The sequence below is a fragment of the Ruegeria sp. BHSC037 genome, from assembly GCF_059613045.1.
On the sequence record NZ_JBXWRT010000019.1, the window covers coordinates 21912 to 46496 of the forward strand.

Consider the following 24585-nt stretch of genomic DNA (forward strand, 5'->3'; position numbering starts at 1 on the left):
GGTCGGCCACTGCCCCGGATGCTCGAGGGCCTGCCGGTCCGTATGGTGATGCCCGGCGCTCATTGTGCGCGGGCCCGGATCACCGCCCGGCCGGAGCGACGACGCCCCGGGATTCGCCTGCCGCGTGATTCGCGCGTTCACCCAGGGATTTCCGCCGTTTCGGGGCAAAGATCTTGAAAAATGACCCCCGCATTGTGACATGAATGCCCAGATGCGGCGTAGTGCGCGCCTATGACCGCTGGACGAACCGTTTTCTCCCGGCTAGATACCCGCGATGAGACGCCGCTTTGATGCGGTGCTGATGCATGTTTGCCCGAAAGCCGGGCGCTGGAATCGGAGAAAACCTCGTGTCCCACGCAGAAGACCACGAAGGCACCCGCAGAGATTTCCTCTACTACGCCGCCGGCGGCGCAGGTGTCGTTGCGACGGGTGCCGCCGTATGGCCCCTGATCAACCAAATGAACCCCTCGGCGGACGTTCAGGCGCTGTCCTCGATCCGCGTGGATGTCAGCGGTGTCGAGGTCGGCACCCAGATCACCGTCAAATGGCTGGGCAAGCCGGTGTTCATCCGCCGCCGTACCGAAGAAGAAATCCAGCTGGCACGCGAAGTGTCGCTGGACGAGTTGCCGGATCCGATCGACCGCAACGCCAACAAGCCGGGCCTGCCGGCCACAGACGAGAACCGCACCTTGGACGAGGCTGGCGAATGGCTGGTGATGATGGGGGTGTGCACTCATCTGGGCTGTGTGCCGCTGGGTGACGGTGCAGGCGACTTCCAAGGCTGGTTCTGCCCGTGCCACGGGTCGCACTATGACACCGCGGGCCGCATCCGCAAGGGCCCGGCCCCCGAGAACCTGCATGTTCCGGTTGCCGAGTTCCTCGACGAAACCACCATCAAGCTGGGTTAAGGAGGCGCGCTGATGTCCGGTATCCCGCACGACCATTACGAGCCGAAGACCAAGGGCGAAAAGTGGCTGAACAGCCGCCTGCCCATCGTCGGCCTTCTATACGACACCCTCATGATTCCCACACCCAAGAACTTGAACTGGATGTGGATCTGGGGGATTGTGCTGGTCTTCTGCCTGGCACTGCAGATCATCACGGGTATCGTCCTGGTGATGCACTACACCCCGCATGTCGATCTGGCCTTTGCCAGCATTGAACACATCATGCGCAACGTAAATGGCGGCTTCATGTTGCGGTACCTGCACATGAACGGCGCCTCGCTGTTCTTTGTGGCCGTCTATATCCACATTTTCCGCGGTCTGTACTACGGTTCCTACAAGGCCCCGCGCGAGGTGACCTGGATCATCGGCATGCTGATCTATTTGCTGATGATGGCCACCGCCTTCATGGGCTATGTTCTGCCTTGGGGGCAGATGTCCTTCTGGGGCGCAACCGTGATCACCGGCCTGTTTGGCGCGATCCCCTTCGTTGGCGACGCGATCCAGACCTGGCTGCTGGGCGGACCCGCCGTGGACAACGCCACGCTGAACCGTTTCTTCTCGCTGCATTACCTGCTGCCCTTCGTGATTGCGGGGCTGGTCATCGTGCATGTCTGGGCCTTCCACACCACCGGCAACAACAACCCCACCGGGGTTGAGGTTCGTCGTGGATCGAAAGCAGAGGCCGAGAAAGACACCTTGCCGTTCTGGCCCTATTTCGTGATCAAGGACCTGTTTGCGCTGGCTGTCGTGCTGGTCGTGTTCTGGGCAATCGTCGGCTTCATGCCGAACTACCTGGGCCACCCGGACAACTACATCGAAGCCAACCCGCTGGTTACGCCCGCGCACATCGTGCCCGAATGGTACTTCCTGCCGTTCTACGCGATCCTGCGTGCCTTCACCAGCGAAGTATGGGTCGTGCAGTTCGCCAGTTTCATCACCGGTGGCATCATCGACGCCAAGTTCTTTGGTGTTCTGGCGATGTTCGGTGCAATCCTGGCCATGGCGCTGGCGCCCTGGCTGGACACTTCGAGTGTGCGGTCGGGCAAGTACCGCCCCATGTTCAAATGGTGGTTCTACCTTCTGGTCATCGACTTCTTTGCCCTGATGTGGCTGGGAGCCATGCCCGCAGAGGAACCCTATGCGACCTTCTCGCTGATCGCCTCCGCCTACTGGTTCGCCTATTTCTTCGTGATCCTGCCGATCCTCGGCGTGATCGAGAAGCCCGAGCCGCAGCCGGAAACCATCGAAGAAGACTTCAACGCGCATTACGGCAAGGCTGACGCCGAAGCCACGCCGGCCGAGTAAGAAGAGGGACGGGAAACCATGTTCAAGAAACTTGCAATCGGCGCCGCGTTTGCCATCGCTCTTGCTCCTGCTGCGGTTTCCGCAGCCGGGGGCGGCGAACAGCACATCGAAGACTTCGCGTTCTCGTTCGAAGGGCCATTCGGCACCTGGGATCAGAACCAGCTGCAGCGCGGCCTGCAGATCTATACCGAGGTCTGCGCGGCCTGCCACGGCCTGAAATACGTGCCGCTGCGCGATCTTACGGCGTTGGGTTACTCGGAAGAAGAAGTCATCGCCTATGCGGCTGGAACCTTTGAGGTGTTCGACCCCGAGCTGGACGATTTCCGTCCGGCCAAACCGACAGACCATTTCCCCGAAAATGACGGTGTGGGCGCACCAGACCTGAGCCTGATGGCCAAGGCGCGTGCGGGCTTCCACGGGCCTTACGGTCTGGGAATCAACCAGCTGGTCAAGGGCATGGGTGGTGCGGAGTACATCGCCTCGTTGCTGGACGGTTATACCGGCAAGGAAAAGGAAGAGGCCGGGACGGTTCTGTATGAAAACACTGCCTTCCCCGGCGGCTGGATCTCGATGGCCCCGCCCCTGTCGGACGATCAGGTCGAATTCGCCGATGGTCACGAAGCCACCGTCGAATCCATGTCACAGGACGTTGCTGCGTTCCTGATGTGGACGGCCGAGCCGAAGATGATGGAGCGTAAGCAAGCCGGCTTTGTCGGCGTGCTGTTCCTGACCATCCTGTCGGTGCTGTTGTACCTGGTGAACAAGCGCCTGTGGGCGCCGGTCAAGGGTAAGAAATCCGCCTGATCCGTCAGGGACCATACCAAAGACACCAAGGGCCCCGCGCATCGTGCGGGGCCCTTTTTCTTGCCGGTCCGTTGGCAAGTTCCTGCCGTCAGCGTCGGCTTATCCCGGCCATCTAAGCCCAAAGAATATGGTGCCGCGTGCCACCTGCCGGCAGTTTCCGTTTAGCGCCGGACTGCATGGCGCGTTCACCTGAACCGAGGAGACCACCACATGAAATTCCCTTTCATCGCAGCCGCTTTGCTTGTTGCCGCCCCCGCGCTGGCCGCCGATCTGGCGCCCGACATGGAACTTGGCAAAACCGAAGACGCCGTGCGCAGCGCACTGACCGAGCTTGGCTATGACGTGCGCAAGATCGAGGAGGAAGACGGCGAGATCGAAGCCTATGTCGTCAAGGACGGCGAAATGGCCGAGGTCTATGTGGATCCGGCAACCGGCAAGGTCTCGAAGGTCAAGGGGTGAAGTCGGACATGCCCGGTTTCAACCTGGCCGAGGGTGGGCGCGACAGCGTCCGCCTGGTGCACGTTTGGGACCCGTTGGTGCGCGTGATTCACTGGTCTGTGCTGGCCGGTGTGTTGTTGAATGCGGTCGTCACGGACCCCGAAGGGGACCTGCATGAAATCATTGGATATGCCACCCTGGGTCTTGTCTTGCTGCGGCTTGTCTGGGGTTTTCTGGGGGTCCAGACGGCGCGGTTCACGGCGTTTCCGCCCAACCCCCGGGCCGCGCTGGCCCATACGGGCGAGATCCTGCGTGGAGACCGGACCGTTCACCTGTCGCACAACCCGCTGGGGGCGTGGATGGCCTACAACATCTGGGCCACGCTGATTGTGATCTGCATCACGGGGATCATGATGGGCACCGTTCAGTTCTTTGGGTTCGAATGGGTCGAAGAACTGCACGAGCTTGCGTTCAACTGGCTGATGGTCTCGGTCGTACTGCACGTCTGCGGGGTTGTGCTGGACCAACGCAGGACCGGTGTTGCTTTGGTCAAAGCCATGATAACAGGAAGCAAGAACATTCCTGATGGAATTTCGACAAAATGAAGAAACACATTCTCGAAACTCTTTGGCCCGGGGATACGGATGTGCGCCGGGCCAAGATTCTGACCGCGATGATCATTGTCCAGGTCTTGTGTGCCACGTTCTTTCTGATCGATGTCATTCTCGATTTCGATGCGGGCGGGCACCCGACGCATCTGGCGCTGGAAACCTTCGTTGCGGTTGTTCTGGGCGCTGGAATCTGGGTTCTGATGGTCGAACTGCGGGCGCTGCTGGTTCGGATGGAGCAGGCAAGGCAGGGCTTGCGCGTGGCACGGGGGGAATTGGCCCAAGTGATCGATGGCTTCTTTGATCGCTGGGGCCTGACCGGCGCGGAACGTGACGTTGGCCTGCTGATCCTCAAAGGATTCGACAACGAAAACATCGCGCGTATCCGGGGCCGGGCGGTCGGAACCGTGCGCGCGCAATCCGCGTCAATTTATGCCAAGGCAGGTGTGGATGGCCGGGCCCAGTTGATCAGCGTGTTCTTCGAAGAGCTTCTGGCCAATGATACCCCAACCGGGGACGCCGGTCAGGCGGTCAGCCGTTGACCATCCAGTCCGATGATCCGGGCCGTCACGATCTGTCCTTCGGGTTGCGGAGTCGTGAATGAAACCTCGGTGAACTGCTCGGTCCGGCCCATGTGGGGATTCTCCATCAGGATGTGATGGGTCTTGCCCAGCTGTGCCGCCAAGTGCTTGGCAACCTGCGCGTCGCCGGCCGCCCGTAGCCGCGCGGCACGATCCTTGATGACGGCGCCGTTGACCTGCTGCGGAATGCGCGCGGCGGGGGTGCCTTCGCGTTTGGAATAGGGAAAGACGTGCAGCCAGGTCAGGTCGCAGTCGGTCACCAGTTTCAGCGAGTTCTGGAAATGCGCCTCGGTTTCCGTCGGAAAGCCCGCGATGATGTCGGCGCCAAAGGTGATCTCGGGGCGCAGTTTGCGGACCTCTTCGGTGAACCGGATGGCATCGTCGCGCAGGTGGCGGCGCTTCATCCGTTTCAGGATCAGGTCGTCGCCATGCTGCAGGGACAGGTGCAGATGCGGCATCAGGCGCGGCTCGGTCGCGATGGCCTGCATCAGATTCTCGTCCACCTCGATCGAATCGATCGAGCTGATGCGCAGGCGCGGCAGATCGGGCACCAGTTTCAGGATGCGCATGACCAGATCGCCCAGCTTGGGGCTTGCGGGCAGGTCGGCCCCCCAGGATGTCAGGTCGACGCCAGTCAGCACGACCTCGTTATAGCCCCGGTCCACCAGCCGCTTGATCTGGTCCACCACCACGCCCGCCGGGACGCTGCGCGAGTTGCCGCGGCCATAGGGGATGATGCAGAAGGTGCAACGATGGTCACAGCCGTTCTGGACCTGCACATAGGCGCGCGAGCGGGTGCCGAACCCGTCGATCAGGTGGCCGGCGGTTTCGGTGACCGACATGATGTCGTCGACCTGAACCGCCTCGGTTTCGCCGATGAAATCGGCGGCCATGCCCTTCCAGGTCTCGGGGCGCATCTTTTCGGTATTGCCGATCACCGCATCGACCTCATCCATCGCGGCAAAGGTCTGCGGTTCGGTCTGCGCGGCGCAGCCGGTGACGATCAGCCGGGCGTTCGGGTTCTCGCGGCGCAGCTTGCGGATCTCCTGCCGGGCCTTGCGCACGGCCTCGGCGGTGACGGCGCAGGTGTTCACGATCACCGCATTCGTCAACCCTGCCTGTTGCGACAGCTCCTTCATCGCCTCGGTCTCGTAGGCGTTGAGCCGGCAGCCCAGCGTGGTGAATTTCGGCGGGTTCATCCCAGCGTCCTCAGGAATTCGGGCGTCAGCGTGCCCGAGAAGACATGGCAGGTGGGGCCGGTCATCCAGACGCCGTCCTCGCGCCAGTCGATCCAGATGGTGCCGCCGTCCAGCTCGATCTGCACCTTGCGCCCGGTCAGGCCACGCCGCGCCGCCGCCACGGCCGTGGCACACGACGACGAGCCCGAGGCCAGCGTGATGCCCACGCCGCGCTCCCACACCCGCATGCGGATGTGATCCGGGCCGATGATCTGGGCGATTTGCACATTGGTGCGCTGCGGATAGAGCGGGTGATGCTCATAGCGCGCGCCGAATTCCTCCAGCGGAATCGCATCGGCATCCTCGACGAAGAAGGTGCAATGCGGGTTGCCCATGCCGGTGGCCACCGGTCCGCCTTCGATCGGCAGTTCCAGCGTATCCACTTCTTCGGCCAACGGAATATCGGCCCAGTCCAGCTGCGGGTGCCCCATGTTGACCGAGGTCAGCCCGTCGCCTGCGTCCCGCGCCAGCAGCGTACGGTGGCTGGTGGTCAGCGTCAGTTCGGATTTGCCGCTTTCCTGCATCAGGAACCGGGCGATGCAGCGGGTGGCGTTGCCGCAGGTGGCCGAGATCGACCCGTCGGCATTGTAGAACACCAGATGCGCATCCGATTCGCCGTTTTCGATGACGGCCAGCTGGTCGAATCCGACCCCGAATTGCCGGTGTCCGATCCCGCGCGCCAGCGCCGGCGTGATCTGCACCGGATGCGCGCGCGCGTCCACAATGACGAAGTCATTGCCAAGCCCGTGCATCTTCATGAAGGGCAAACCAGTGTCGGGTCGCTGTTGCATGGCGGGCATATAGCCTTGCCGCAGACATGAATCCAGCCCGGCGCGAAGATTCCTGAAAAAAGGGGTTGACCCCCCGCCGCCTCAACCCTAATTAGGCCGCCTATCGGGACGCCGGGAACACACTGATTTCAGGCGGAACGCGGTGCAAAAAAGGGCTTGTACCCGGTGGGGAAAATGCCTTAGACAGCGCCACGGATCACAACGATCCAATGAAAAGAGTGGGCCGTTAGCTCAGTTGGTAGAGCAACTGACTTTTAATCAGTGGGTCGCAGGTTCGAATCCTGCACGGCTCACCACTTTTTCCTAAGACTGACCAGGACGCCGCGTGGCGTGGTTACTTCTTTTCGAAGAACAGCACGACTTCGCCCAGCCGGATGCCAAAGCGCGACACGTAGGCGCGGTTCAGCAGGCGGTCATCGTCCAGCAGCCACATCCAGTCATCGAAATCGACGCGCATCGTTCCGTCTTTCACCGGCAGGTCGATGCGGTATTTCCAGTTGAACGTATCGCCGCGCTCGGTTCCCGACGCGGTGCCCAGAACGCCGGGCGCGGTGCCGGTCCAAGTATCCTCGCCAGTTTTGGTCAGGGTCCAGATGCGCTGTTCAGTGGCGCCGTCGTCATAGACGAAATCTTCGACCAAGGTCAGCGTCTGGCCGTCCCATGTCCCGTTGATGTCGACCGTGAACCGACGGGGGATGTTGCCTAGTACGTCCTGGAACTGCCCATAGGCCACGGTGTGGCCCGAAAAGAACTCTTCGAGGTTCAGCTGGCGGTCCGACAGAAAAGTGGTCGGAACTTTTGGTTTGAAGGCGCAAGCCGCCGTCAGCAGCAGGCACGCGAAGGCCAGTCGTTTCATGAGACGGGTCATTGCAGGGTCCTCGGGTCGGCGGTGCGGGCATGACCGTTTGCGCCGGGCACATGCGCCGTCTTTTCTGGCGGGGCGGGGCGCATCGTGGCGACCAGCTCGGCCACCTTCAGGCCGAACTTGCGCATCTCCGAGCGGTTCATGATCGCGCCGCTTTCGGTCAGGTACATCCAGTCGGTGACGTCCAGGGTATGGCCCCCGGCATCTTCGGGCAGAACGATGCGATAGGTCAGCCTGACCGTTGCGCCCGAGATCACGCCGCGGCCTTCGCCGACGATGTCGTCGGCGGTTGCGGTAAAGCTGTTGCCTGCGCCCATGGTCAGGTACCATTTTCGGTTCATCTGCTTACCGTTCGAATAGGTGAAATACTCGGTCAGAGTGCCGGAACTGCCGTTCCATTCCCCGATCATCCGCGCCACGAAGCTGTTCGACATCTTGCCAGTCGGGCCATAGATCAGCCCTTCGGACAGGATTTCCCCGTTCAGATTGTCCTTCAACGAGAAATCGGGGCCGGTTCCGGCATAGTCCGACGGCGATTGCGAGCGAAAGCTGAGAAGGCGGGCTTTGACCGTGATCAGGGCCAATACGGCCAGTGAGGCAATCAGGAGGAATGTCATTTTGCGGGTACCTCTGTAGGCAGCGTCAGGACCATTCCGAACGCGCCGAGTTTCAGGATGCAGGGCAGCACGGCATAGGCGAGGTTGAGCGTTTCCAACGCCTGCGCCGAATTCGCCTGACCGGGCACAAAGCCGCTGCGTTCCAGCAGCGGAAGGGTGAAGAATGCGGCCAGAGCCAGCCCCAGTTTGCCGGCGAAAGACCAGATGCCGAATGCGGCCGAGGCATTCAGCCCCGCGCGTGTCAGCACCACGGAGAACATGGCCGGCAGAACCACCATGTCCGCCCCCAGCGCCGCCCCCGACGCCAGGCAGATCACCGCGAACCCGACCAGGTTGCCGGGCGCCAGCATGGCCGCGCCGACAAAGCCCAGAATGGCCAGCGGCATCGCAATGATCAGTGTCTGTTTCGGGCCAATCCGGTTGCTGAGTCGCGCCCAGAGCGGCACTGTGGCCCCGGCGCTGAGGAAGAACAGGATCAGCAGTGGCCCGGCCTTGCCCGGCAATTGTAGCCGGTCCTCGACGAAGAACAGGAACAGGGTCGAGGTGATCGCAACCGGCAGGCTGTTGACCAGCGCCAGCGCCAGCAGACGCAGGGCCCCGGCCTGACCCAGCCCGTCGAACGAAAGCCCCTGCCCGGTGATGGGCGCGCGCCGCCAGATCGGCAATGTCAGCACCATCGTGGCCACTGCCAGCCCGCCCAGAAACAGCCCGAAGGCCGGGTAGCCCTGCGCGCCCGCGCCCAGGGCCACGAACAGCGCCGGAGCACTGGCGGCCAGGACCACGCCGGCCAGTTGCCCGCCTTCACGAAAGGCGGCGAGGGTCATCAACTCGCGCGGCGTTGCCTGTTTGGCCAGCGTCGCGCTGCGACCATAAAGCAGGATGGTGCCTAGGCTGTAGGCGGAAAACAGCAGGATCAGGATCGCCACGAGGCCTCCGACGCTCGCCCCCTGCGGCAGTGAGAACAACAGTGGAAAACCGACCGCCAGACCCCCTGCGGCCAAGACGGCAAAACCCATCTGTGCGCCGGGCCAGCGGTCAATGGCCCAGCCGATCAGCGGGTCTTGCACCAGATCCACCAGCCGGATCAGCAGCAGAACCGTGCCGATCATGCCCAGGCCGATCCCGAGGTTCACCGCTGCGAAACGCGGCAGGTGGATGTAGAGCGGGATACCCGCCGCAGCAAGCATCAGCGCATAGAGGCTGACACGCGGATACAGCATCACTGACCCCGCAGCTGTCGCGTAAAGGCGGCGGACCGGGTGTTGTTGCCCAGGAAGATCGACATGAAACTGCGCTTGATCCCCGGATGGGACAGGGTGCAGGTCTTGCGCCCGTTGCGCCAGAACTCGATCGCGTCGGGGCCTTTGGTGACAGCTACATAGCTGTCACCGGCACCGACCGCCTGATAGCAGGTTTTCAGCTGCGCCTCGATCGGGGCGCTGTTGCCTTGCCGGGCCATCTCGTCCAGCGTGGAGTCGATCAGCGCCTTTTGCTTCAGCGATTTCCGATAGGTCAGCTTCAGCCCGAAATCCTGCGACCAGTTCAGCGGACCGCCGCCTTTGGTGAACAGCTGCGCATCATAGATCGGCAGGCCGAGGAACCGGAAGGTGGCGGTGCCACGCTGTTCGGCATCGGGCAGCACGTTGGTGACGGGCGTGGCCGCCAGCCCGGCAGGGGCCAGCAGAACCAGGCTCAGGATCGCTGCGTTACGGGCTGGCCGTAACTGGGACAGCGACGCTTGGATCAGGTCTCGCATTTTCAGCTCCGATGGTTTGCGGATCGCCGTTCAACAGCCCGACCACATGCATCGCGCTGGCGATTCCGTCTTCGTGGAACCCATGCCGGTTGTAGGCGCCGGCGAACCAAGTCCGATTGCGGCCCTGCATCTCGCGGATCTGGCCCTGCGCCTTCAGCGCGGCCTTGTCGAACACCGGATGGGCGAATTCCACCTCGTCATAGATCTTGTCGGGTGCGATGTCGGTGGACGGGTTCAGGGTGACGAACAGGGGGTCGCTTTCGGGGATGTTCTGCAACCGGTTCATCCAGTAGGTCACGCCCACCTTCCCCGCCTGCGAGCGGTAGGTCCAGCTGGACCAGCAGGCGCGGCGGCGCGGCATCTGGCTAGGATCGCAATGCAGCACCGCGCGGTTGGGCTGATACCGGATCGCGCCCAGCGCCGCGGCCTCGTCGGCGGTGGCGTTCTGGCCCAGAATGGCCAGCGACTGGTCGGAATGGGTGGCCAGGATGATCTCGTCATATTGATCCGAGCGTCCCTGCGTCTGAACGGTCACGCCCAAGGCGTCGCGTTCGACGCTCGAGACCGGCGCGCCCAGGCGGATGTCGCAACCCCGGCCGCGCAACGCGGATTCGAGCCGCCGGACATATTCGATGCTGCCACCCTTGACGGTCCACCACTGGTGCTGGGCGCCGCGTTTGCTGGACAGCAAGGCGTGGTTGCGGAAGAACTGCACCAGCGACCGCGCCGGGAACTGATCGACGAACTCCACCGGAGTGGACCAGATCGCGCCGCACATCGGCATCAGATAGTTGTTGCGGAACCAGTGGCCCAATCGCATCTGGTCAACCAGTTCACCAATCGTAGTGTCATCATCCCGAGCGGCCTCGGGCGCTTCTTTGCCAAAGCGCAGGATGTCGGCGATCATCTTGTAATAGGACGGCCGCACGAGGTTGCGCTTCTGCGCGGTGATGGTGCGCAGGTTGTTCAGGCCATATTCGATGCGTCCATTGTCGATGGTGGCGCCAAAGCTCATCTCGCTTTTCATGACCGGCACGTCCAGTTCACCGAACAGCTTGGTCAGATAGGGATAGGTGGCATAGTTGAATACGATGAACCCGGTATCGACCGGTTGGTCGCCGTTGCGGCCTGCCATCACAGTGCGCGCGTGTCCGCCCAGACGGGGTTCGGCCTCATATAGGGTGACGTCGTGACTTTCTGACAGGTAATAAGCCGCTGATAATCCTGAGATGCCTGCGCCTACAATTGCGATTTTTTTCCGTACGCCCCGGGTTTCGTCGAACATGCCATCCTCTTTATGCGACATTTTACAATAGGATACGCAGGGTAGGCCGGAGCGGATCAAATCCGCGCCATGTTTTTCCCTGATTCCCGCTGATCGGTGGGCAGTGCGTCAGGATTGCATCAATCGCGGTTGTTGGTGATCCGAGGCCCGCCCGTCCGCGTAATGAGCAATGTTATGATCGAGACAACCCAACCCAAAACCGCGGCTGTTCACGCTTCGGCATATGCGAGCCGCCCGGCATGAGCAGTTTTGACCGAAAAACCTACTGGATCGTAGGCGCCAGCGAAGGGCTGGGCAGGGCGCTCGCCGAGGCCTTGGGCGGTCAGGGCGCACACCTTGTGCTGTCCGCGCGCAGGGCCGAGCGGTTAGAGCAGATCTGCGCCGCGCTGCCCAATGCTCGCGCGGTGCCGCTGGACGTGACCGATCTGGCGCAGGTGCGCCGCGCCGTCGCCGAGATCGGCCCGGTGGACGGTCTGGTCTACAACGCCGGGGCCTATGAGCCGATGCGCGCGCAGGACTGGCAGACCGAAGCCGCGCTGGCCATCAGCGACGTGAACTATTCAGGCGCGCTGCGGGTTCTGGGGGAAACCGTGCCAGCCATGGTGCAGGCGGGGCGCGGGGACATCACTCTGATCGGGTCGCTGGCGGGCTATCACGGACTGCCTGCGGCGATCGGGTACGGGTCCAGTAAGGCGGCGCTGATATCGCTGGCCGAAACGATGCGGCATGACCTGGCCGGAACCGGGGTGACGGTGCGCATCGTCAATCCGGGGTTCATCAAGACCCGGCTGACCGACAAGAACAGCTTCAAGATGCCAATGCTGATGGAGCCCGAAGACGCCGCGCAGCGCGTGCTGCGCGCAATGGCGCGCCGGCGCTTCCGTACCGACTTTCCAGCGCCGTTCTCGTGGGTCATCCGGCTGATCGACTACCTTCCGGATCTTCTGGTCTATCGCGGAAAATAGACTCTAACTAAAGCGCCCTTGGCAGAACCAGCCTGCCGACATGGTGCCGCCATGGCCGTAGAACAGCCATAGCCGCTCGCCCTGCTCGGTCACCACCACCCAGTAATCGCGCACGCCGCTGCGCCAGTTGGGGTCATCCAGCCACCATTCCGGCGCGATCCGTTCCGGGCCGGTGGCCTGCGCCAGTTGCCAGTCGCGCCCGCGCCAGCGGAAGCTGGTGGGCACATCCGGGTGGTCGGGGGCCATCACCGGCTCGGGCCGCCACATCAGCAGGGGGCGCGGGCGCGGCGGGGCGGGCCAGTCGCGCGCCGGTTCCGACCAGGCCGCCGCCAGCGTCTGGGCGGTTTTCTCGGGGATGTGCGAGGCCGCCGGGTGTTGCCGCGTGATCGCCTCGAGCCCCACACGCGCGCCCAGTTTGCCGATCAGATCGTCCAGCGCGGTGTTCCCCTCCAGCCGGTTGCGGACGGCGCGGCTGGCCTCGGCATGGCCGGTCAGGGTGCGGGCATGAACCGGCTCGGTCTGCACCGCCGCAAGGCGCAGCATGTCGATGCCATAGCCTGCGTCGATCTGATCGATTTTCATCTCTAACAAAGGGCGAATGCGGTGTTTGTCATGGCTCGGGCGGGCCAGCCCGATCTCGACGATCTCGGCCGCCTGATCGGTGCGGTGCGCCTCGAGCCGCAGGGTCCGTGCCCCGCGCGCCTTTTCCTCCAGCCGCGCGCACAGGGTCGGCAGCATCCGGTCGATGGCGGCCATCACGTCCTCGGTCAGGCCGATCGGGTTGGGCAGGGTCATCCGCACCGCAAAGTGATGCGGGGGCCGCGCGGGCGAGACCGGCTCGGGCGCGCTGCCCATCGCCTGATCCAGCCGCAGAACCAGACCGCGCCCGAACCGGCGGGCCAAACTGGTACGCGGCTGGCCCAACAGGTCGCCGATCCGCCGCAGGCCCAGCCGGTTCAGCTGCGCCACGGTTTGGTCGTCCAGCCGCAGCGCCGCGATGGGCAGGGGGGCGAGCGCGCCATAGGCCTGCCCCGGTGGCGCGATCCGGGCCCCGCCGCCCACGGCCACCACCTGCGGCGCGGCGCCGCCCTTGGTCCAGTGCCGCCGCTTGCCAGCCCGGGCGCGGGTGGCGCGGGCCTCTTGGGAAATGGCGTCGCCATTGCGGTCCGAGGTGGCCTCTTGCCCGGCATAGCGCGCCAGCGCCCAGGCTGCGCCCAGCGTGTCGGCGATACCCATCTGCACGCTCAGCCCCATGTCGGCGCAGTCGGTCTCGATCACGTCCAGCAGCGCCTCTTCGCCGCCGAACAGATGGGCGCAGCCCGACAGATCGACGATCAGGCCATCGGGGGCCTCTTCGGCGACCCAGGGGCTGAACTTGCCCGCCCAGCGGCGCAGCGCGGTCAGAAAAGCAGCCTCGGCCGGGGCGTTGCGGGGGCGGGTGACAAGGGCCGCGCACATGGCATGCGCATCGCGCACCGGCTGGCCCACGTGCAGCCCGGCGGCCTGTGCCTCGGTATTCAGCGAGGTGATGACCTGCATGTTCGACTGTTCGGCCACCACCGCCAGCGGGCCGGACTGCAGGCCGCGGGCGGCGCGGATCAGCCGTTCGGCCCCCAGACGTGGAAACCACAACGAGAGTATTCGGCGTTTGGGCATCGGGCAGACATCAGATTGTTCTTACTTTGTTCCTATCTGAGAATCATGCGCCGAGTCGAGTCCGCCCTTATCCGCAGGTCAGCCGCTGAATGACTCCGGCTCCGTTCACATAGACGTTCAGCCGGTCGATACGGTAATCCTGCGTGGCGATGTCATCGGGGCCCAGAACGCGGCTCCGTTCCGGCAGGCTGGCCTGAATGGTCGAGACCGGCTGCCCCACGGACTGGGCAAAGGGTTCGCCTTTGCAGAAGGCCAGATCCACCGGCGCGGCTTCGGGTTCCAGCGGGGCGGGCTCGGGTAGGTCGGTTTCCGCGCAGGCGGTCAGCAGGATCAGGATCGGGATCATGCGGTACATTGGCGCTCCTCTTTTCGGCAATGTCGTTTCTGAAATATCAATGGCTTGCAGAGCCTGCCATGAAAGCGCAGTTGAAAACACCCTGCAATTGACGCAGGGTCGTGCGAAATTGACAGGGAGACATAGCAACATGCGTACTCGTGCCGCCGTTGCCCTTCAGGCGGGCAAGCCCTTGGAAGTGATGGAGGTGAACCTCGAAGGCCCCAAGGCCGGTGAGGTTCTGGTCGAGATCAAGGCCACCGGCATCTGCCACACCGATGAATTCACCCTGTCGGGGGCCGACCCCGAGGGGCTGTTCCCGGCCATTTTGGGCCATGAAGGCGCCGGCGTGGTGGTTGAGGTGGGCGAGGGCGTGACCAGCCTGAAGCCGGGCGATCACGTGATCCCGCTCTACACTCCCGAATGTCGCGAGTGTGAATACTGCCTGCACCCCAAGACCAACCTGTGCCAGGCCATCCGCGAGACGCAGGGCAAGGGCCTGATGCCCGACGGCACCTCGCGTTTCTCGACGCTGGACGGGGATCCGATCCTGCACTACATGGGCTGCTCGACCTTCTCGAACCATACGGTTCTGCCCGAGATCGCGCTGGCCAAGGTGCGCGAGGACGCGCCGTTCGACAAGATCTGCTATATCGGCTGCGGCGTGACCACCGGCATCGGCGCGGTGATCAACACCGCCAAGGTGGAAATCGGCAGCCGCGCCATCGTGTTCGGCCTGGGCGGCATCGGCTTGAACGTGATCCAGGGTCTGCGTCTCGCCGGGGCCGACCAGATCGTCGGCGTCGACCTGAACCCCGCCAAGCGCGAGATGGCCGAGAAATTCGGCATGACCGATTTCGTCAACCCCGCCGAGGTCGAGGGCGATCTGGTGCCCTATCTGGTGAACCTGACCAAGGGCGGCGCGGATTACACCTTTGATGCCACCGGCAACGTACAGGTGATGCGCGCGGCGCTGGAATCGGCGCACAAGGGCTGGGGCGAATCCATCATCATCGGCGTGGCGCCTGCGGGGGCCGAGATCTCGACCCGTCCGTTCCAGCTGGTCACCGGCCGGTCGTGGCGCGGCACCGCCTTTGGCGGCGCACGCGGGCGCACGGACGTGCCCAAGATCGTCGACTGGTACATGGAAGGAAAGATCGAGATCGACCCGATGATCACCCACACCATGGGTCTGGACGACATCAACACCGGCTTCGACCTGATGCACAAAGGCGAAAGCATCCGGTCTGTGGTGATCTACTGACAATCGGAAATTGCAAGGGCGGGGTTCAAACCGCCCTTTTTGCCTCTTATCTTCAGAGCATTGATAAATACCTGAATAGAGAGATTAAATTGACTACTGAAGCAACGGAACGCCTGGCCGTTCTGATCGACGCCGAAAACGTCCCGGCAAAACACGTCGCCGAAATTTTCGAAGAAGTCGCCACATTGGGAGAGGCGAGCCTGCGCCGGATCTACGGCGATTTTTCCGGCGGTATCCCGCAGGGTTGGAGCGCCGAGAAACTGGCGGAATACGCCATCGTACCGCACCAGCAATTCGCCAACACAACCGGCAAGAACGCCGGAGACATCGCCTTGGTGATAGACGCGATGGACATTCTGCATTCGGGCCGTTTCGACGGGTTCGTGCTGGTGTCCTCGGACAGTGATTTCACCCGGCTTGCCAGCCGCATCCGCGAGCAGGGTTTGAGGGTCTACGGCATTGGTGAGCGCAAGACCCCGAAGGCTTTCGTGGCGGCCTGCAACCGGTTCATTCTGATCGAAAACATCAAGAAAGAAAGCGCCGGCGGTGAAAAGACCAAGAAGGCTCCGTCGAAAAAAGACCTGAACCATGCCTACCAGCTGATCCGCAATGTCGTGCTCAAATCCGACGAGCCGGATGGCTGGGTCACCCTGGGCTGGGTCGGCCGCCAGCTGAGCATGAATTACCCGGATTTCGACACGCGGACCTACGGATTCAACCGACTGAGCGATCTGGTTCGTGGAATCGGAAAGTTCGAAGAATCTGGCGAGAACGGAAATATCAAGATCCGCTGCAAAGAGAGGTAACGCGACCGCCCAGCCGCGTGGCGGCTCTAGGACCCTGGCCGCGCCGAGGCGCCGGTGTCAGAGCGCGGCGAACGCACGCGCAGAACCGGTTTGTTCGGCGATACATTGGCCCGGCTCTCACGCCAGACAACGAATACTCCGGACGCGATGATGATACTGGCCCCGACTGCGACCCAGACATCTGGGCGTTCGCCAAAGAAAACCATACCAAAGATCGTGGCCCAGATGATCTGGCTGTACTGGCTGGGTGCGACCACGCCAGCGGGCGCAGCCCGATAGGCCAGAATGATCAGGTGCTGGGCGATCACCGAAAACACGCCGACCAGCGCCATCATGGCCAGATGAAGCAGGGACGGCGGCTGATAGACGGCTGGTTGGGCCAGGCTCATGACCACGATCGCCAGCAGCATCGGATACAGGATCAGCACCGCCGAGCGTTCCTCGTTTCCGATCTTACGCACCAGCACGGATGCGAACGCGCTGCAGAACGCAGCCGTCAGGGCGGCAATGTGGCCCAGGGTGATTTCGGTCGCGCCGGGGCGCAGGACGATCAGCACCCCGATCAGGCCCACGCCCACCGCGGCCCAGCGTTGGGCGCGCACGACCTCGCCCAGTATCGGGATCGACAGGACGGTGACGATCAGCGGAAAGGAAAACAGCAGCGAGTAGACTTCGGCCAGTGGCAGGACTGAGAAGGCGTAGAAGGCACAGGACATACCCGTGACCATCAGCCCCGAGCGCAGCATGACCAACCATGGATGGCGAGGCAGGAAGTTTCCAGTGGCCTTGTCCGCCAGAATCGTGACCGCCATCGGCACAAAGGAAAACAGCGTGGCGAAAAAGATGATCTGCAGCACCGAATAAGTGCCGCCCAGCGTCTTGATCAGCGCGTCATGGGTGGCAAAGACGGCAAAACCGAGAAAGGCAAAGCCAAGTCCCTGAACGGTGGAGTTCTGTGTGCTCATATGGCTGGCCCCGGGCGGTTGGATGCAGTGGTAGGTGTCTGAGGCCTGATTAAACCCAATCGGCAGAGTCGGATAGCCCAAACTTTACCGCTAACATTCCTGCGGGACCGGCCGTTCAGCGCAAGATCGGCGGTACCCCGGCCGGTTGGCGGGCGGCCGCGACACCGGCCTGCATTCCCGCCCCGATACGGCGGGCCAGCGCCACCCAAGGAGTGGCCGTTTCCGGGGGCAGGGTGCCGTGGGCGACCTTTTCGAACAGGTCCAGCCAATGGGCGAACATCTCGGGTTTCACGTCCGGACGCTCGATATGCACGCGCTGCGGATTGCCGCTGTAGCCGCGCTCAAACAGGATGGCGTTGCGCCAGAAAGCGGCGATCCGGTCCTCATGTGCGGGCCAGTCGGTGACGTAACGGTTGAAGATCGGGCCCAGCAGGGCGTCCTGCCGGACGCGGGCGTAGAATGCGGTGACCTGCGCCCGGATCTGGTCGGGCGTGGCGAGAAAACGTGGGGGTAGCACGGGCCGGGACATGGTCGGGGCTTTCAATTCAGGCTCTGTTCCGAGCCGATACCGCGTTTTCCGGCCCGGATGCAGGGGCGGAATTGTCGCGCTGCCCCGGCGTCAGCAGGTGCCGCAGCAGGGCCACGGGATGCGCCCGCAGGCTGAGGCGGGTGGCGACGTAATCCTCGACCACCTGTTCGCCCAGCGACATCTGCGGCAGATGGGCGGCGGGCTCGTCCAGCGCCTCACCTTCCAGATCCTGCGCGAACAGGGGCAGAGGCCGGGCGGTGGCGATCGCCTTGGCCTGCCACAGCGCCTCGCGCCGGGTCAGGCCGCAGGCGGCAAAGGCATCGGCCTCGGCCAGACGTTCGATCACCGAGGGGCCAAGCCCCGCGCGGCGCCAGACGTCGTCAACCTGGTGGTAGCCGTTGCCGCGCGCGGCGGTCAGCCAGCTGGCGTCCTCCTCGCTTAGGCCCTTGATCTGGCGAAAGCCCAGCCGCAGGGCCAGCCCGCCATGGCCGTCGGGCTCCATCACGTTGTCCCAGAAGCTGGCATTGATGCAGACCGGACGCACCTGCACGCCATGCTCGCGCGCATCGCGCACGATCTGGGCGGGGGCATAGAAGCCCATCGGCTGCGAGTTCAGCAGCGCGCAGGCAAAGATGCCCGGGTGGTGGCACTTGATCCAAGCGCTGGCATAGACCAGCAGCGCAAAGCTGGCCGCGTGGCTTTCGGGGAAGCCGTAGGAGCCGAACCCCTCGATCTGCGAGAAGCACCGCTCGGCAAATTCGGCGTCATAGCCGTTGCGCTGCATCCCGCGCAAGAACAGGGTGCGGAATTCGCTGACATTGCCATGCTTCTTGAAGGTCGCCAGCGACCGCCGCAGCCGGTCGGCCTGTTCCGGGGTGAAGCCCGCGCCGACGATGGCGATCTGCATCGCCTGCTCCTGAAACAGCGGCACGCCCAGCGTCTTACCCAGCACCTCGCCCAGTGCGTCCGAGGGGAAGCTGACCTCCTCCTCGCCATTCCGCCGCCGGATATAGGGATGCACCATGTCGCCCTGGATGGGGCCGGGGCGGATGATGGCGACCTCGATCACCAGGTCATAGAAATTGCGCGGCCGCATCCGGGGCAGGAAGTTCATCTGCGCTCGTGATTCCACCTGGAACACGCCCACCGAATCCGCGCGGCACAGCATGTCATAGACCGCCGGGTCTTCGGGCGGCAGGGTGGCGAGCGTATAGCTGGTCTGGTGGTGCTGGGCGATCAGGTCGAAGGCCTTGCGGATGCAGGTCAGCATGCCAAGGCTCAGGACATCGACCTTGAGGATGCCTAGGGAATCGATGTCGTCCTTGTCCCAGCAGATGACGGTGCGGTCCTCCATCGTGGCGTTTTCGATGGGCACCAGCTCGTCCAGACGGCCCTCGGTGATGATGAACCCGCCTACATGCTGGGACAGGTGGCGGGGGAAGCCGTTGATCTGATGTACCAGTGTTAGAGTCTGTTTTAGTCGGCGATCCTCGGGGTCGAGGCCGATCTCGCGCATCCGCTCGGCCTCGAGACCCGCGGTCGAGAAGAACCCCCACAGCTGCGAGGACAGGGCGGAAATCGTGTCCTCGGTCAGGCCCATGGCGCGGCCCACCTCGCGGATGGCGCGCTTGCCGCGATAGTGGATCACCGTGGCGCACAGCCCCGCGCGGTGGCGGCCATAGCGTTCATAGATGTGCTGGATCACCTCTTCGCGGCGTTCATGTTCGAAATCGACGTCGATGTCGGGCGGCTCGTCCCGCGCCTCGGAGACGAAGCGTTCGAACACCATGGTGCCCATCTCGGGGCTGACCGAGGTGACGCCCAGGCAATAGCAGACCACCGAATTGGCCGCCGAGCCGCGCCCCTGACACAGGATCCCGCGGCCGCGGGCGAAATGCACGATGTCGCGGACGGTCAGGAAATAGGGCTCGTATTTCAGCTTGCCGATCAGGGTCAGCTCATGCGCCAGCATCGCCTTGACCTTTTCGGGCGCGCCGGCGGGATAGCGCCAGGCCAGCCCCTCGTGCGCCAAACGGTGCAGGCGCTGGGCGGGGGTTTCGGTGCCGCTGACCTCGCTGGGGTATTCATAGCGCAGCTCGTCCAGCGAGAAGGTGAGTTCCTGGCTGAGCGCATACGCGCGGGCCACGGCGCCTTCGTGCCCCTTGAAGATGCGCAGCATCTCGGCCTCGGACCGCAGGCGCTGTTCGCCATTGGCCAGCGCGTGGCGGCCCAGATCGTCCACCTTGCGGCGCAGCCGGATCGCGGTCAGCACATCGGCCAGCCGGCGGCGCGACCCGTGATGCATCATCGGCGCGGCGCTGGCGATGGTGGGCAGGCCCAGATGGCGCGATTCAGTCTCTAACACTTGGAAAAATGCCGTATCCGCCCCGTCATAGCGGGGATGCATCAGCAGGTGCATACGCCCGGCAAAGCGGCGCGTCAGCTGTTGCGCCTGTGTCCGCCATCCGCTCGCGCCGCCGGTCGGACGGCCCGCCTGTGGCCAGAGCAGCAGGTGCAGACCGTCGGAAAACTCCAGCAGGTCGGACAGGTGCAGGATGCAGTCGCCCTTGGCCGCGCGCAGCCGTCCGGTGGACAGGAGGCGGCACAGGTTGGCCCAGCCCTGCCGGTTGATGGGCAGGGCGGTGACGGGCGGGGCATCGGTAAAGATCAGCCGTGCCGCCGGGATCAGGCGCGGCACCGCATGCACCGGGAACGAGGGCGGTTTCGGGATGTGATTGGGGCAGGGCGGGCCGATGGGCGTGTTCCGCTCCTCCCACGCGCGGCGTTCACGCACCTTGCGGGCGATCTCGCGCGCCTGGGTGTGGGCGCGGACGATGCCGGCCACCGAGTTGTCATCGGCGATGGCGATGGCGGGCAGGCCCAGGGTGACGGCGCGCTCCATGTACTCCTCGGGGTGCGAGGCCCCGGTGAGGAAGGTGAAGTTCGACGTGATCGACAGCTCGGCATACATGGCGAGTCGTCATTATATTCTCGTTTTGTTCTTTTTCGAGTCCTTGTCTGCATTGCGCGGGAATTGGGTTGTCGATTCAGGTGCGGTGAAGTTCTGGTTCGAGCTCAACGTAGACGGTATCCTCGCAGAGAAAAACCGCGACATGTCTAAGATCGGAAAGCGCTGCTCAAGGTGACGCACACTGCACTATGAACTAAAAGTGTGAAATCGGCGTTAGAAAACCCGATCAATTATAAGACCATAGGTCAAGGAGACTCTAATGTGACTGCTTCATTGTTGTGGGTAATTGAAAGGCGCCGCCGCGATCATAAATGGATCGCTGTGTCGTCGGATTTGAGTTTTGGCGATAGTCTTTCCTCGATTCCAAAACAACCGAAAACATCGGCTGTTAGAATATTTGAAGAGTACGACGACGATTGGATGGGTATGGTCACTGGGATTTCCCCCAGATCCGCCGATCGTGTAGTGAGAGAGACGCGCTTCGGTGGGATTTGGGAAGAGGCAGGCGACTACCGTCCTCGTATCACTGAACCGGGATTGCCCTACGATTGCTCAGAGTTTGCGAGATGGCATCTAGGGGATTGGATGGATCACGACGACAACGAGGGCTTGAAGGACTATCCCGAATGCCAAGGATACTTGTTGTACGAAACTTTTTGGAAGCTCAATCAATCAACTGCATTCAGTAGCGAACAGTCCCGCGTAATTCAGCGGTATTACAGTGCGTTTGTTGACATGCTGGTAGGCGCCGACAGCATCGATTGTGACACACTTCTCGAAGTGCCAGGTTCGAATAGAAATGGCGGCAAAAAAAATACACCGCTTGTCTTCACTGCGGAGCTAGGCCTCCATCACGTCCGAGGTCCAAACAAGGAAGCCGCGCCCGAGCTAAAGCCTATTGATATCGAAACCGTACGACTAATTTTCGCCGCCCAAGCCTAGGGATGTTACTCTCCTTGCCATTAGCGCGAGCAAACTCACAACTGGCAAGGGATCTTAGTCCGCAACGCAGCCATACAAGGGTGGTGCGACGAATGGCCTTATGCTGTTCGGAAAAAAACTTCACCTGCCCAGGCCAAATTGGCACGGGGCCTCGTCACAACTTGACCCGGTGCAGACCCCGGCGCGGCTGGTCCTGATCGTCGGTCGGGGCATCGTCGGCGCGCGAGGAGGTGAGGGCAAGGAACACGTCCTCGAGATCGGCCTCTTCGGTGCGCACGTCGCGGATGCGGATGCCGGCCTGCCGGACCGCCTCGAGCACCTGCTCGGCGCTGGTTTCCGGGCTGCGGTAGTGCAGCGCGAGGCTGCCGTCGTCGCGCAGGCTGGCCTGAACGCCGGGGGCGGCGGGCAGGGCGGTCACGGGGGCCTCGGGGGTGATGACCATGGTGCGGCCGTCCATGCGGCCCAGCAGGTTGGCGGTGCTGTCCTGCGCCACCTTTTCCCCGTGGTTGATGATGGCGATCTCGTCGCACATCTCCTGCGCTTCTTCCAGGTAGTGGGTGGTCAGGATGATGGTCATGCCCTGCTGGTTCAGCTTGCGCACATTGGCCCACAGCATTTGGCGCAGTTCGATGTCCACGCCGGCGGTGGGTTCGTCCAGCACCAGGATTTTCGGGTGGTGCACCAGCGCCTTGGCCAGCAGCAGCCGCCGCCGCATCCCGCCCGACAGCGTGCGGGCATAGGCCTCGGCCTTGTCGCTGAGGCCGACCAGTTCGAGGATCTCGTCGCTGCGCCGCTGCGATTTGGGAACGCCGTAAAGTCCCGCCTGCACCTCGAGCGCGCCGCGGGGGGTGAAGAACGGGTCGAGGTTCAGCTCCTGCGGCATCACCCCGATGGCCGCGCGGGCCTGGCGCGGGTTGCGGTCCTGGTCATAGCCCCAGATCGTAACCTGGCCGGCGGTCTTGAGCACCAGCCCTGCGAGAATGTTGATCAGGGTCGATTTGCCTGCGCCGTTCGGCCCCAGCAGGCCAAAGACCGACCCGCGCGGGATATCCAGGTCAATGCCCTTCAGCGCGTGTTTCTCGGGCTGGCCCTTGCCGCCGCGATAGGTTTTGCGCAGGCCGCGAAGGCTGATCGCTGCATCGGTCATTGCTGGCTCTTGCCCCCGGTTTCTTGATCGCTCATAAACGCACCTAATGCATGCCCGCGAGGCCGACAACCAGTGAAGGATCGCACGCCGTGACAATCGAAGCTCCGGAAACCAAGATCGTCGAGACAAGCCGCGTCGCCTGCGATGGCGGCGAGGGCGCGCTGGGCCATCCGCGCGTCTGGTTGCAGATCCCCGAAGATCAGGGCTGGGTCGAGTGCCCCTATTGCGACTGCAAATATGTTCTGAAGGACGCACAGCAACACTGATTGCCCGCCCAACCGCAGTCCGCCCAAATCTCGCCGCGATTTTCATCCAGTGCGTTGGTGTGACAAACGTGGGTGTGAATGATGACCGATATGACTGCTGCTGATTCCGGGAGTCCGGTTTTTGGATGGGTTGGCTTTTGCCTTGCGGCACTGGCCCTGTTCGCAGCCCTGTTCGTGTTCTGGGCAGGGCCATTCGCGCCGCAGCAATCCACCGGCGTGACGCTGGGCGAACTGGCCGCCGAGTTGGGAAAATCGACCCTGCGGGCCGCCGCGGGGATGGAGCAGCCCGCGCCGGTCGCGCCCACCCGCGATCTGGATGACTTTCTGCAGATCGGTGTCGCCATGCTGGGCGGGTTGGCGATCGTCGTCTCGGTCATCGGCATCCTGCGGCACGAAAAACGCCGCCCGGCCATTGCCGGTGTGGTCATCGGAACCGGCGCGATCCTGTTCCAGTTCTTCGCAATGGCGTTTTTCGCGTTCCTCGGCGCGCTGGTCATCATGGCGCTGCTGAACAGTTTCTCGGATGTTTTCACCGGTCTGTTTGGCGGCTAGGGCGCGTTCCTGACTGGTCACCCGGCTGCCCCTGTGGCAGAACCGTCCCTGACTGACGGGGAGAGCGCGCATGAGCACATTCGGAAAAGGCTGCCATCTGCATCTGATCGACGGATCAGCCTTCATCTTTCGCGCCTATCACGCCCTTCCGCCGCTGACGCGGAAATCGGACGGGCTGCCGATTGGCGCCGTTTCGGGCTTTTGCAACATGTTGCAGCGTTACGTGGATGGCGACCACGGCCCCGATGCGCCGACCCATCTGGCGGTGGTCTTCGACAAGGGCTCGCACACCTTCCGCAATGACTTGTACGACCTCTACAAGGCCAACCGCGAGGCGATGCCCGAGGATCTGCGCCCGCAGATCCCCCTGACCCGGCAGGCGACCGAGGCCTTCAACATCCCCTGCAAAGAACTTGAGGGGTACGAGGCCGATGACATCATCGCCACGCTGGCCTGTCAGGCGCGCCAGACCGGGGGCCGGGTGACCATCGTCAGTTCCGACAAGGACCTGATGCAGCTGGTGGGCGACGGCGTCGAGATGCTGGACGCCATGAAGAACAAGCGTATCGACCGCGAGGGGGTGTTCGAGAAATTCGGGGTCTACCCCGAGCGCGTCGTGGATGTGCAGGCGCTGGCCGGTGACAGCGTCGACAACGTGCCGGGCGCGCCGGGGATCGGGATCAAGACGGCGGCACTGCTGATCAACGAGTTCGGTGACCTGGAGACGCTGCTGGACCGGGCCGAGGAGATCAAGCAGCCCAAGCGTCGCCAGACCCTGATCGAGAAGCGCGACCAGATCGAGCTGTCGAAGAAGCTGGTGCAGCTGGATTGCGATATGCCGCTGGATTTCACGCTGGACGATCTGGAGCTTCGCGACCCCGACCCGGACAAGCTGTTGTCGTTCCTGGCCGAGATGGAGTTCCGCACGCTTTCCAAGCGGATCGCCGAGAAGC

Annotated in this window: 26 protein-coding genes and 1 tRNA gene; 14 read left to right on the forward strand and 13 right to left on the reverse strand. The window is 63.3% G+C overall.

Annotation, left to right across the window (positions count from 1 at the left end; genetic code table 11):
* The first annotated feature begins 347 nt into the window (after positions 1–347).
* From petA to AC2FMN_RS16315, 6 genes are all read left to right on the forward strand, one after another.
* The gene (petA, locus tag AC2FMN_RS16290; protein ID WP_496680112.1) at positions 348–908 is read left to right on the forward strand and encodes a ubiquinol-cytochrome c reductase iron-sulfur subunit; all 561 of its coding nucleotides are present in this window, start codon (positions 348–350) and stop codon (positions 906–908) included.
* Positions 909–920: 12 nt separating this feature from the next.
* Positions 921–2252 (forward strand): cytochrome b, encoded by a 1332-nt coding sequence (gene petB / locus AC2FMN_RS16295; protein ID WP_496689455.1) that lies wholly within the window; start codon positions 921–923, stop codon positions 2250–2252.
* Positions 2253–2270: 18 nt separating this feature from the next.
* Positions 2271–3056 (forward strand): cytochrome c1, encoded by a 786-nt coding sequence (locus AC2FMN_RS16300; protein ID WP_496680110.1) that lies wholly within the window; start codon positions 2271–2273, stop codon positions 3054–3056.
* Between the two features lie 210 nt (positions 3057–3266).
* Positions 3267–3515 carry a PepSY domain-containing protein gene (locus AC2FMN_RS16305; RefSeq protein WP_496689457.1) on the forward strand — a complete coding sequence of 83 codons (249 nt, stop codon included), beginning with the start codon at positions 3267–3269 and terminating at the stop codon, positions 3513–3515.
* 8 nt (positions 3516–3523) lie between these two features.
* Complete coding sequence (locus AC2FMN_RS16310; protein WP_496689459.1) at positions 3524–4099, forward strand: cytochrome b/b6 domain-containing protein; 576 nt, start codon at positions 3524–3526, stop codon at positions 4097–4099.
* Complete coding sequence (locus AC2FMN_RS16315) at positions 4096–4644, forward strand: helix-turn-helix transcriptional regulator (protein WP_496689461.1); 549 nt, start codon at positions 4096–4098, stop codon at positions 4642–4644. The genes AC2FMN_RS16310 and AC2FMN_RS16315 overlap by 4 nt, the downstream gene beginning before the upstream one ends.
* Here the strand turns inward: AC2FMN_RS16315 and mtaB are convergent.
* Together mtaB and dapF are read right to left on the reverse strand one after the other, a co-directional pair.
* On the reverse strand, positions 4626–5882 hold the full coding sequence (gene mtaB / locus AC2FMN_RS16320; RefSeq protein WP_496689463.1) for a tRNA (N(6)-L-threonylcarbamoyladenosine(37)-C(2))-methylthiotransferase MtaB: 1257 nt from the start codon (positions 5880–5882) through the stop codon (positions 4626–4628). The genes AC2FMN_RS16315 and mtaB overlap by 19 nt on opposite strands.
* Positions 5879–6721, reverse strand: a complete 843-nt coding sequence (gene dapF / locus AC2FMN_RS16325) for a diaminopimelate epimerase (RefSeq protein WP_496689465.1) — start codon at positions 6719–6721, stop codon at positions 5879–5881. The genes mtaB and dapF overlap by 4 nt, the downstream gene beginning before the upstream one ends.
* 211 nt (positions 6722–6932) lie before the next feature.
* On the opposite strand from dapF, the gene AC2FMN_RS16330 reads away from it, so the two are divergent.
* Positions 6933–7008: transfer RNA gene (locus AC2FMN_RS16330), tRNA-Lys, on the forward strand.
* Between the two features lie 38 nt (positions 7009–7046).
* Here AC2FMN_RS16330 and AC2FMN_RS16335 read toward each other — a convergent pair.
* From AC2FMN_RS16335 to AC2FMN_RS16355, 5 genes are read right to left on the reverse strand one after another with little or no spacing between them, the layout of a single operon-like run.
* Positions 7047–7568: a DUF3833 family protein gene (locus AC2FMN_RS16335; protein WP_496689489.1), complete on the reverse strand. Its 522-nt coding sequence runs from the start codon at positions 7566–7568 to the stop codon at positions 7047–7049.
* A gap of 8 nt (positions 7569–7576) precedes the next feature.
* Positions 7577–8194, reverse strand: coding sequence for a DUF3833 domain-containing protein (locus tag AC2FMN_RS16340; RefSeq protein WP_496689467.1), 618 nt, complete (start codon positions 8192–8194; stop codon positions 7577–7579).
* Positions 8191–9414 carry an MFS transporter gene (locus AC2FMN_RS16345; protein ID WP_496689469.1) on the reverse strand — a complete coding sequence of 408 codons (1224 nt, stop codon included), beginning with the start codon at positions 9412–9414 and terminating at the stop codon, positions 8191–8193. Before AC2FMN_RS16345 ends, AC2FMN_RS16340 begins: the two co-directional genes overlap by 4 nt.
* Entirely contained in the window at positions 9414–9950 is a 537-nt protein-coding gene (locus AC2FMN_RS16350) for a hypothetical protein (protein ID WP_496680094.1), read from the reverse strand. Before AC2FMN_RS16350 ends, AC2FMN_RS16345 begins: the two co-directional genes overlap by 1 nt.
* Entirely contained in the window at positions 9901–11235 is a 1335-nt protein-coding gene (locus AC2FMN_RS16355) for an NAD(P)/FAD-dependent oxidoreductase (protein ID WP_496680092.1), read from the reverse strand. Before AC2FMN_RS16355 ends, AC2FMN_RS16350 begins: the two co-directional genes overlap by 50 nt.
* Positions 11236–11474: 239 nt before the next feature.
* Between AC2FMN_RS16355 and AC2FMN_RS16360 the strand changes: the two genes are divergently transcribed.
* Positions 11475–12200 carry an SDR family NAD(P)-dependent oxidoreductase gene (locus AC2FMN_RS16360; RefSeq protein ID WP_496689471.1) on the forward strand — a complete coding sequence of 242 codons (726 nt, stop codon included), beginning with the start codon at positions 11475–11477 and terminating at the stop codon, positions 12198–12200.
* Positions 12201–12203: 3 nt separating this feature from the next.
* Here AC2FMN_RS16360 and AC2FMN_RS16365 read toward each other — a convergent pair whose 3' ends face one another.
* Positions 12204–13856, reverse strand: coding sequence for a DUF6504 family protein (locus tag AC2FMN_RS16365; RefSeq protein WP_496689473.1), 1653 nt, complete (start codon positions 13854–13856; stop codon positions 12204–12206).
* A gap of 67 nt (positions 13857–13923) precedes the next feature.
* Positions 13924–14211: an I78 family peptidase inhibitor gene (locus tag AC2FMN_RS16370; protein ID WP_496689475.1), complete on the reverse strand. Its 288-nt coding sequence runs from the start codon at positions 14209–14211 to the stop codon at positions 13924–13926.
* A gap of 130 nt (positions 14212–14341) precedes the next feature.
* On the opposite strand from AC2FMN_RS16370, the gene AC2FMN_RS16375 reads away from it, so the two are divergent.
* Together AC2FMN_RS16375 and AC2FMN_RS16380 are read left to right on the forward strand one after the other, a co-directional pair.
* On the forward strand, positions 14342–15454 hold the full coding sequence (locus tag AC2FMN_RS16375) for an S-(hydroxymethyl)glutathione dehydrogenase/class III alcohol dehydrogenase (RefSeq protein WP_496680086.1): 1113 nt from the start codon (positions 14342–14344) through the stop codon (positions 15452–15454).
* A gap of 89 nt (positions 15455–15543) precedes the next feature.
* Positions 15544–16260 (forward strand): NYN domain-containing protein, encoded by a 717-nt coding sequence (locus tag AC2FMN_RS16380; RefSeq protein ID WP_496689477.1) that lies wholly within the window; start codon positions 15544–15546, stop codon positions 16258–16260.
* A gap of 26 nt (positions 16261–16286) precedes the next feature.
* Here the strand turns inward: AC2FMN_RS16380 and AC2FMN_RS16385 are convergent, their stop codons facing one another.
* From AC2FMN_RS16385 to AC2FMN_RS16395, 3 genes are all read right to left on the reverse strand, one after another.
* Positions 16287–17225, reverse strand: a complete 939-nt coding sequence (locus AC2FMN_RS16385; RefSeq protein WP_496689478.1) for a DMT family transporter — start codon at positions 17223–17225, stop codon at positions 16287–16289.
* A gap of 115 nt (positions 17226–17340) precedes the next feature.
* Complete coding sequence (locus AC2FMN_RS16390) at positions 17341–17742, reverse strand: group III truncated hemoglobin (protein WP_496689480.1); 402 nt, start codon at positions 17740–17742, stop codon at positions 17341–17343.
* A 28-nt stretch (positions 17743–17770) separates the two neighbouring features.
* Entirely contained in the window at positions 17771–20725 is a 2955-nt protein-coding gene (locus tag AC2FMN_RS16395; RefSeq protein WP_496689482.1) for an error-prone DNA polymerase, read from the reverse strand.
* 261 nt (positions 20726–20986) lie between these two features.
* Between AC2FMN_RS16395 and AC2FMN_RS16400 the strand changes: the two genes are divergently transcribed.
* Positions 20987–21667, forward strand: a complete 681-nt coding sequence (locus tag AC2FMN_RS16400; RefSeq protein WP_496689484.1) for a hypothetical protein — start codon at positions 20987–20989, stop codon at positions 21665–21667.
* Positions 21668–21821: 154 nt separating this feature from the next.
* Here the strand turns inward: AC2FMN_RS16400 and AC2FMN_RS16405 are convergent, their stop codons facing one another.
* Entirely contained in the window at positions 21822–22814 is a 993-nt protein-coding gene (locus tag AC2FMN_RS16405; RefSeq protein WP_496689485.1) for an ABC transporter ATP-binding protein, read from the reverse strand.
* 89 nt (positions 22815–22903) lie between these two features.
* Here AC2FMN_RS16405 and AC2FMN_RS16410 point away from each other — a divergent pair, with 89 nt between their 5' ends.
* From AC2FMN_RS16410 to AC2FMN_RS16420, 3 genes are all read left to right on the forward strand, one after another.
* Entirely contained in the window at positions 22904–23080 is a 177-nt protein-coding gene (locus tag AC2FMN_RS16410; RefSeq protein WP_005980050.1) for a zinc-finger domain-containing protein, read from the forward strand.
* A gap of 81 nt (positions 23081–23161) precedes the next feature.
* Positions 23162–23632, forward strand: a complete 471-nt coding sequence (locus AC2FMN_RS16415; RefSeq protein ID WP_496689486.1) for a hypothetical protein — start codon at positions 23162–23164, stop codon at positions 23630–23632.
* A gap of 70 nt (positions 23633–23702) precedes the next feature.
* Positions 23703–24585, forward strand: an 883-nt coding sequence (locus AC2FMN_RS16420; protein WP_496689487.1) for a 5'-3' exonuclease, incomplete at its 3' end; no start/stop codon positions are given.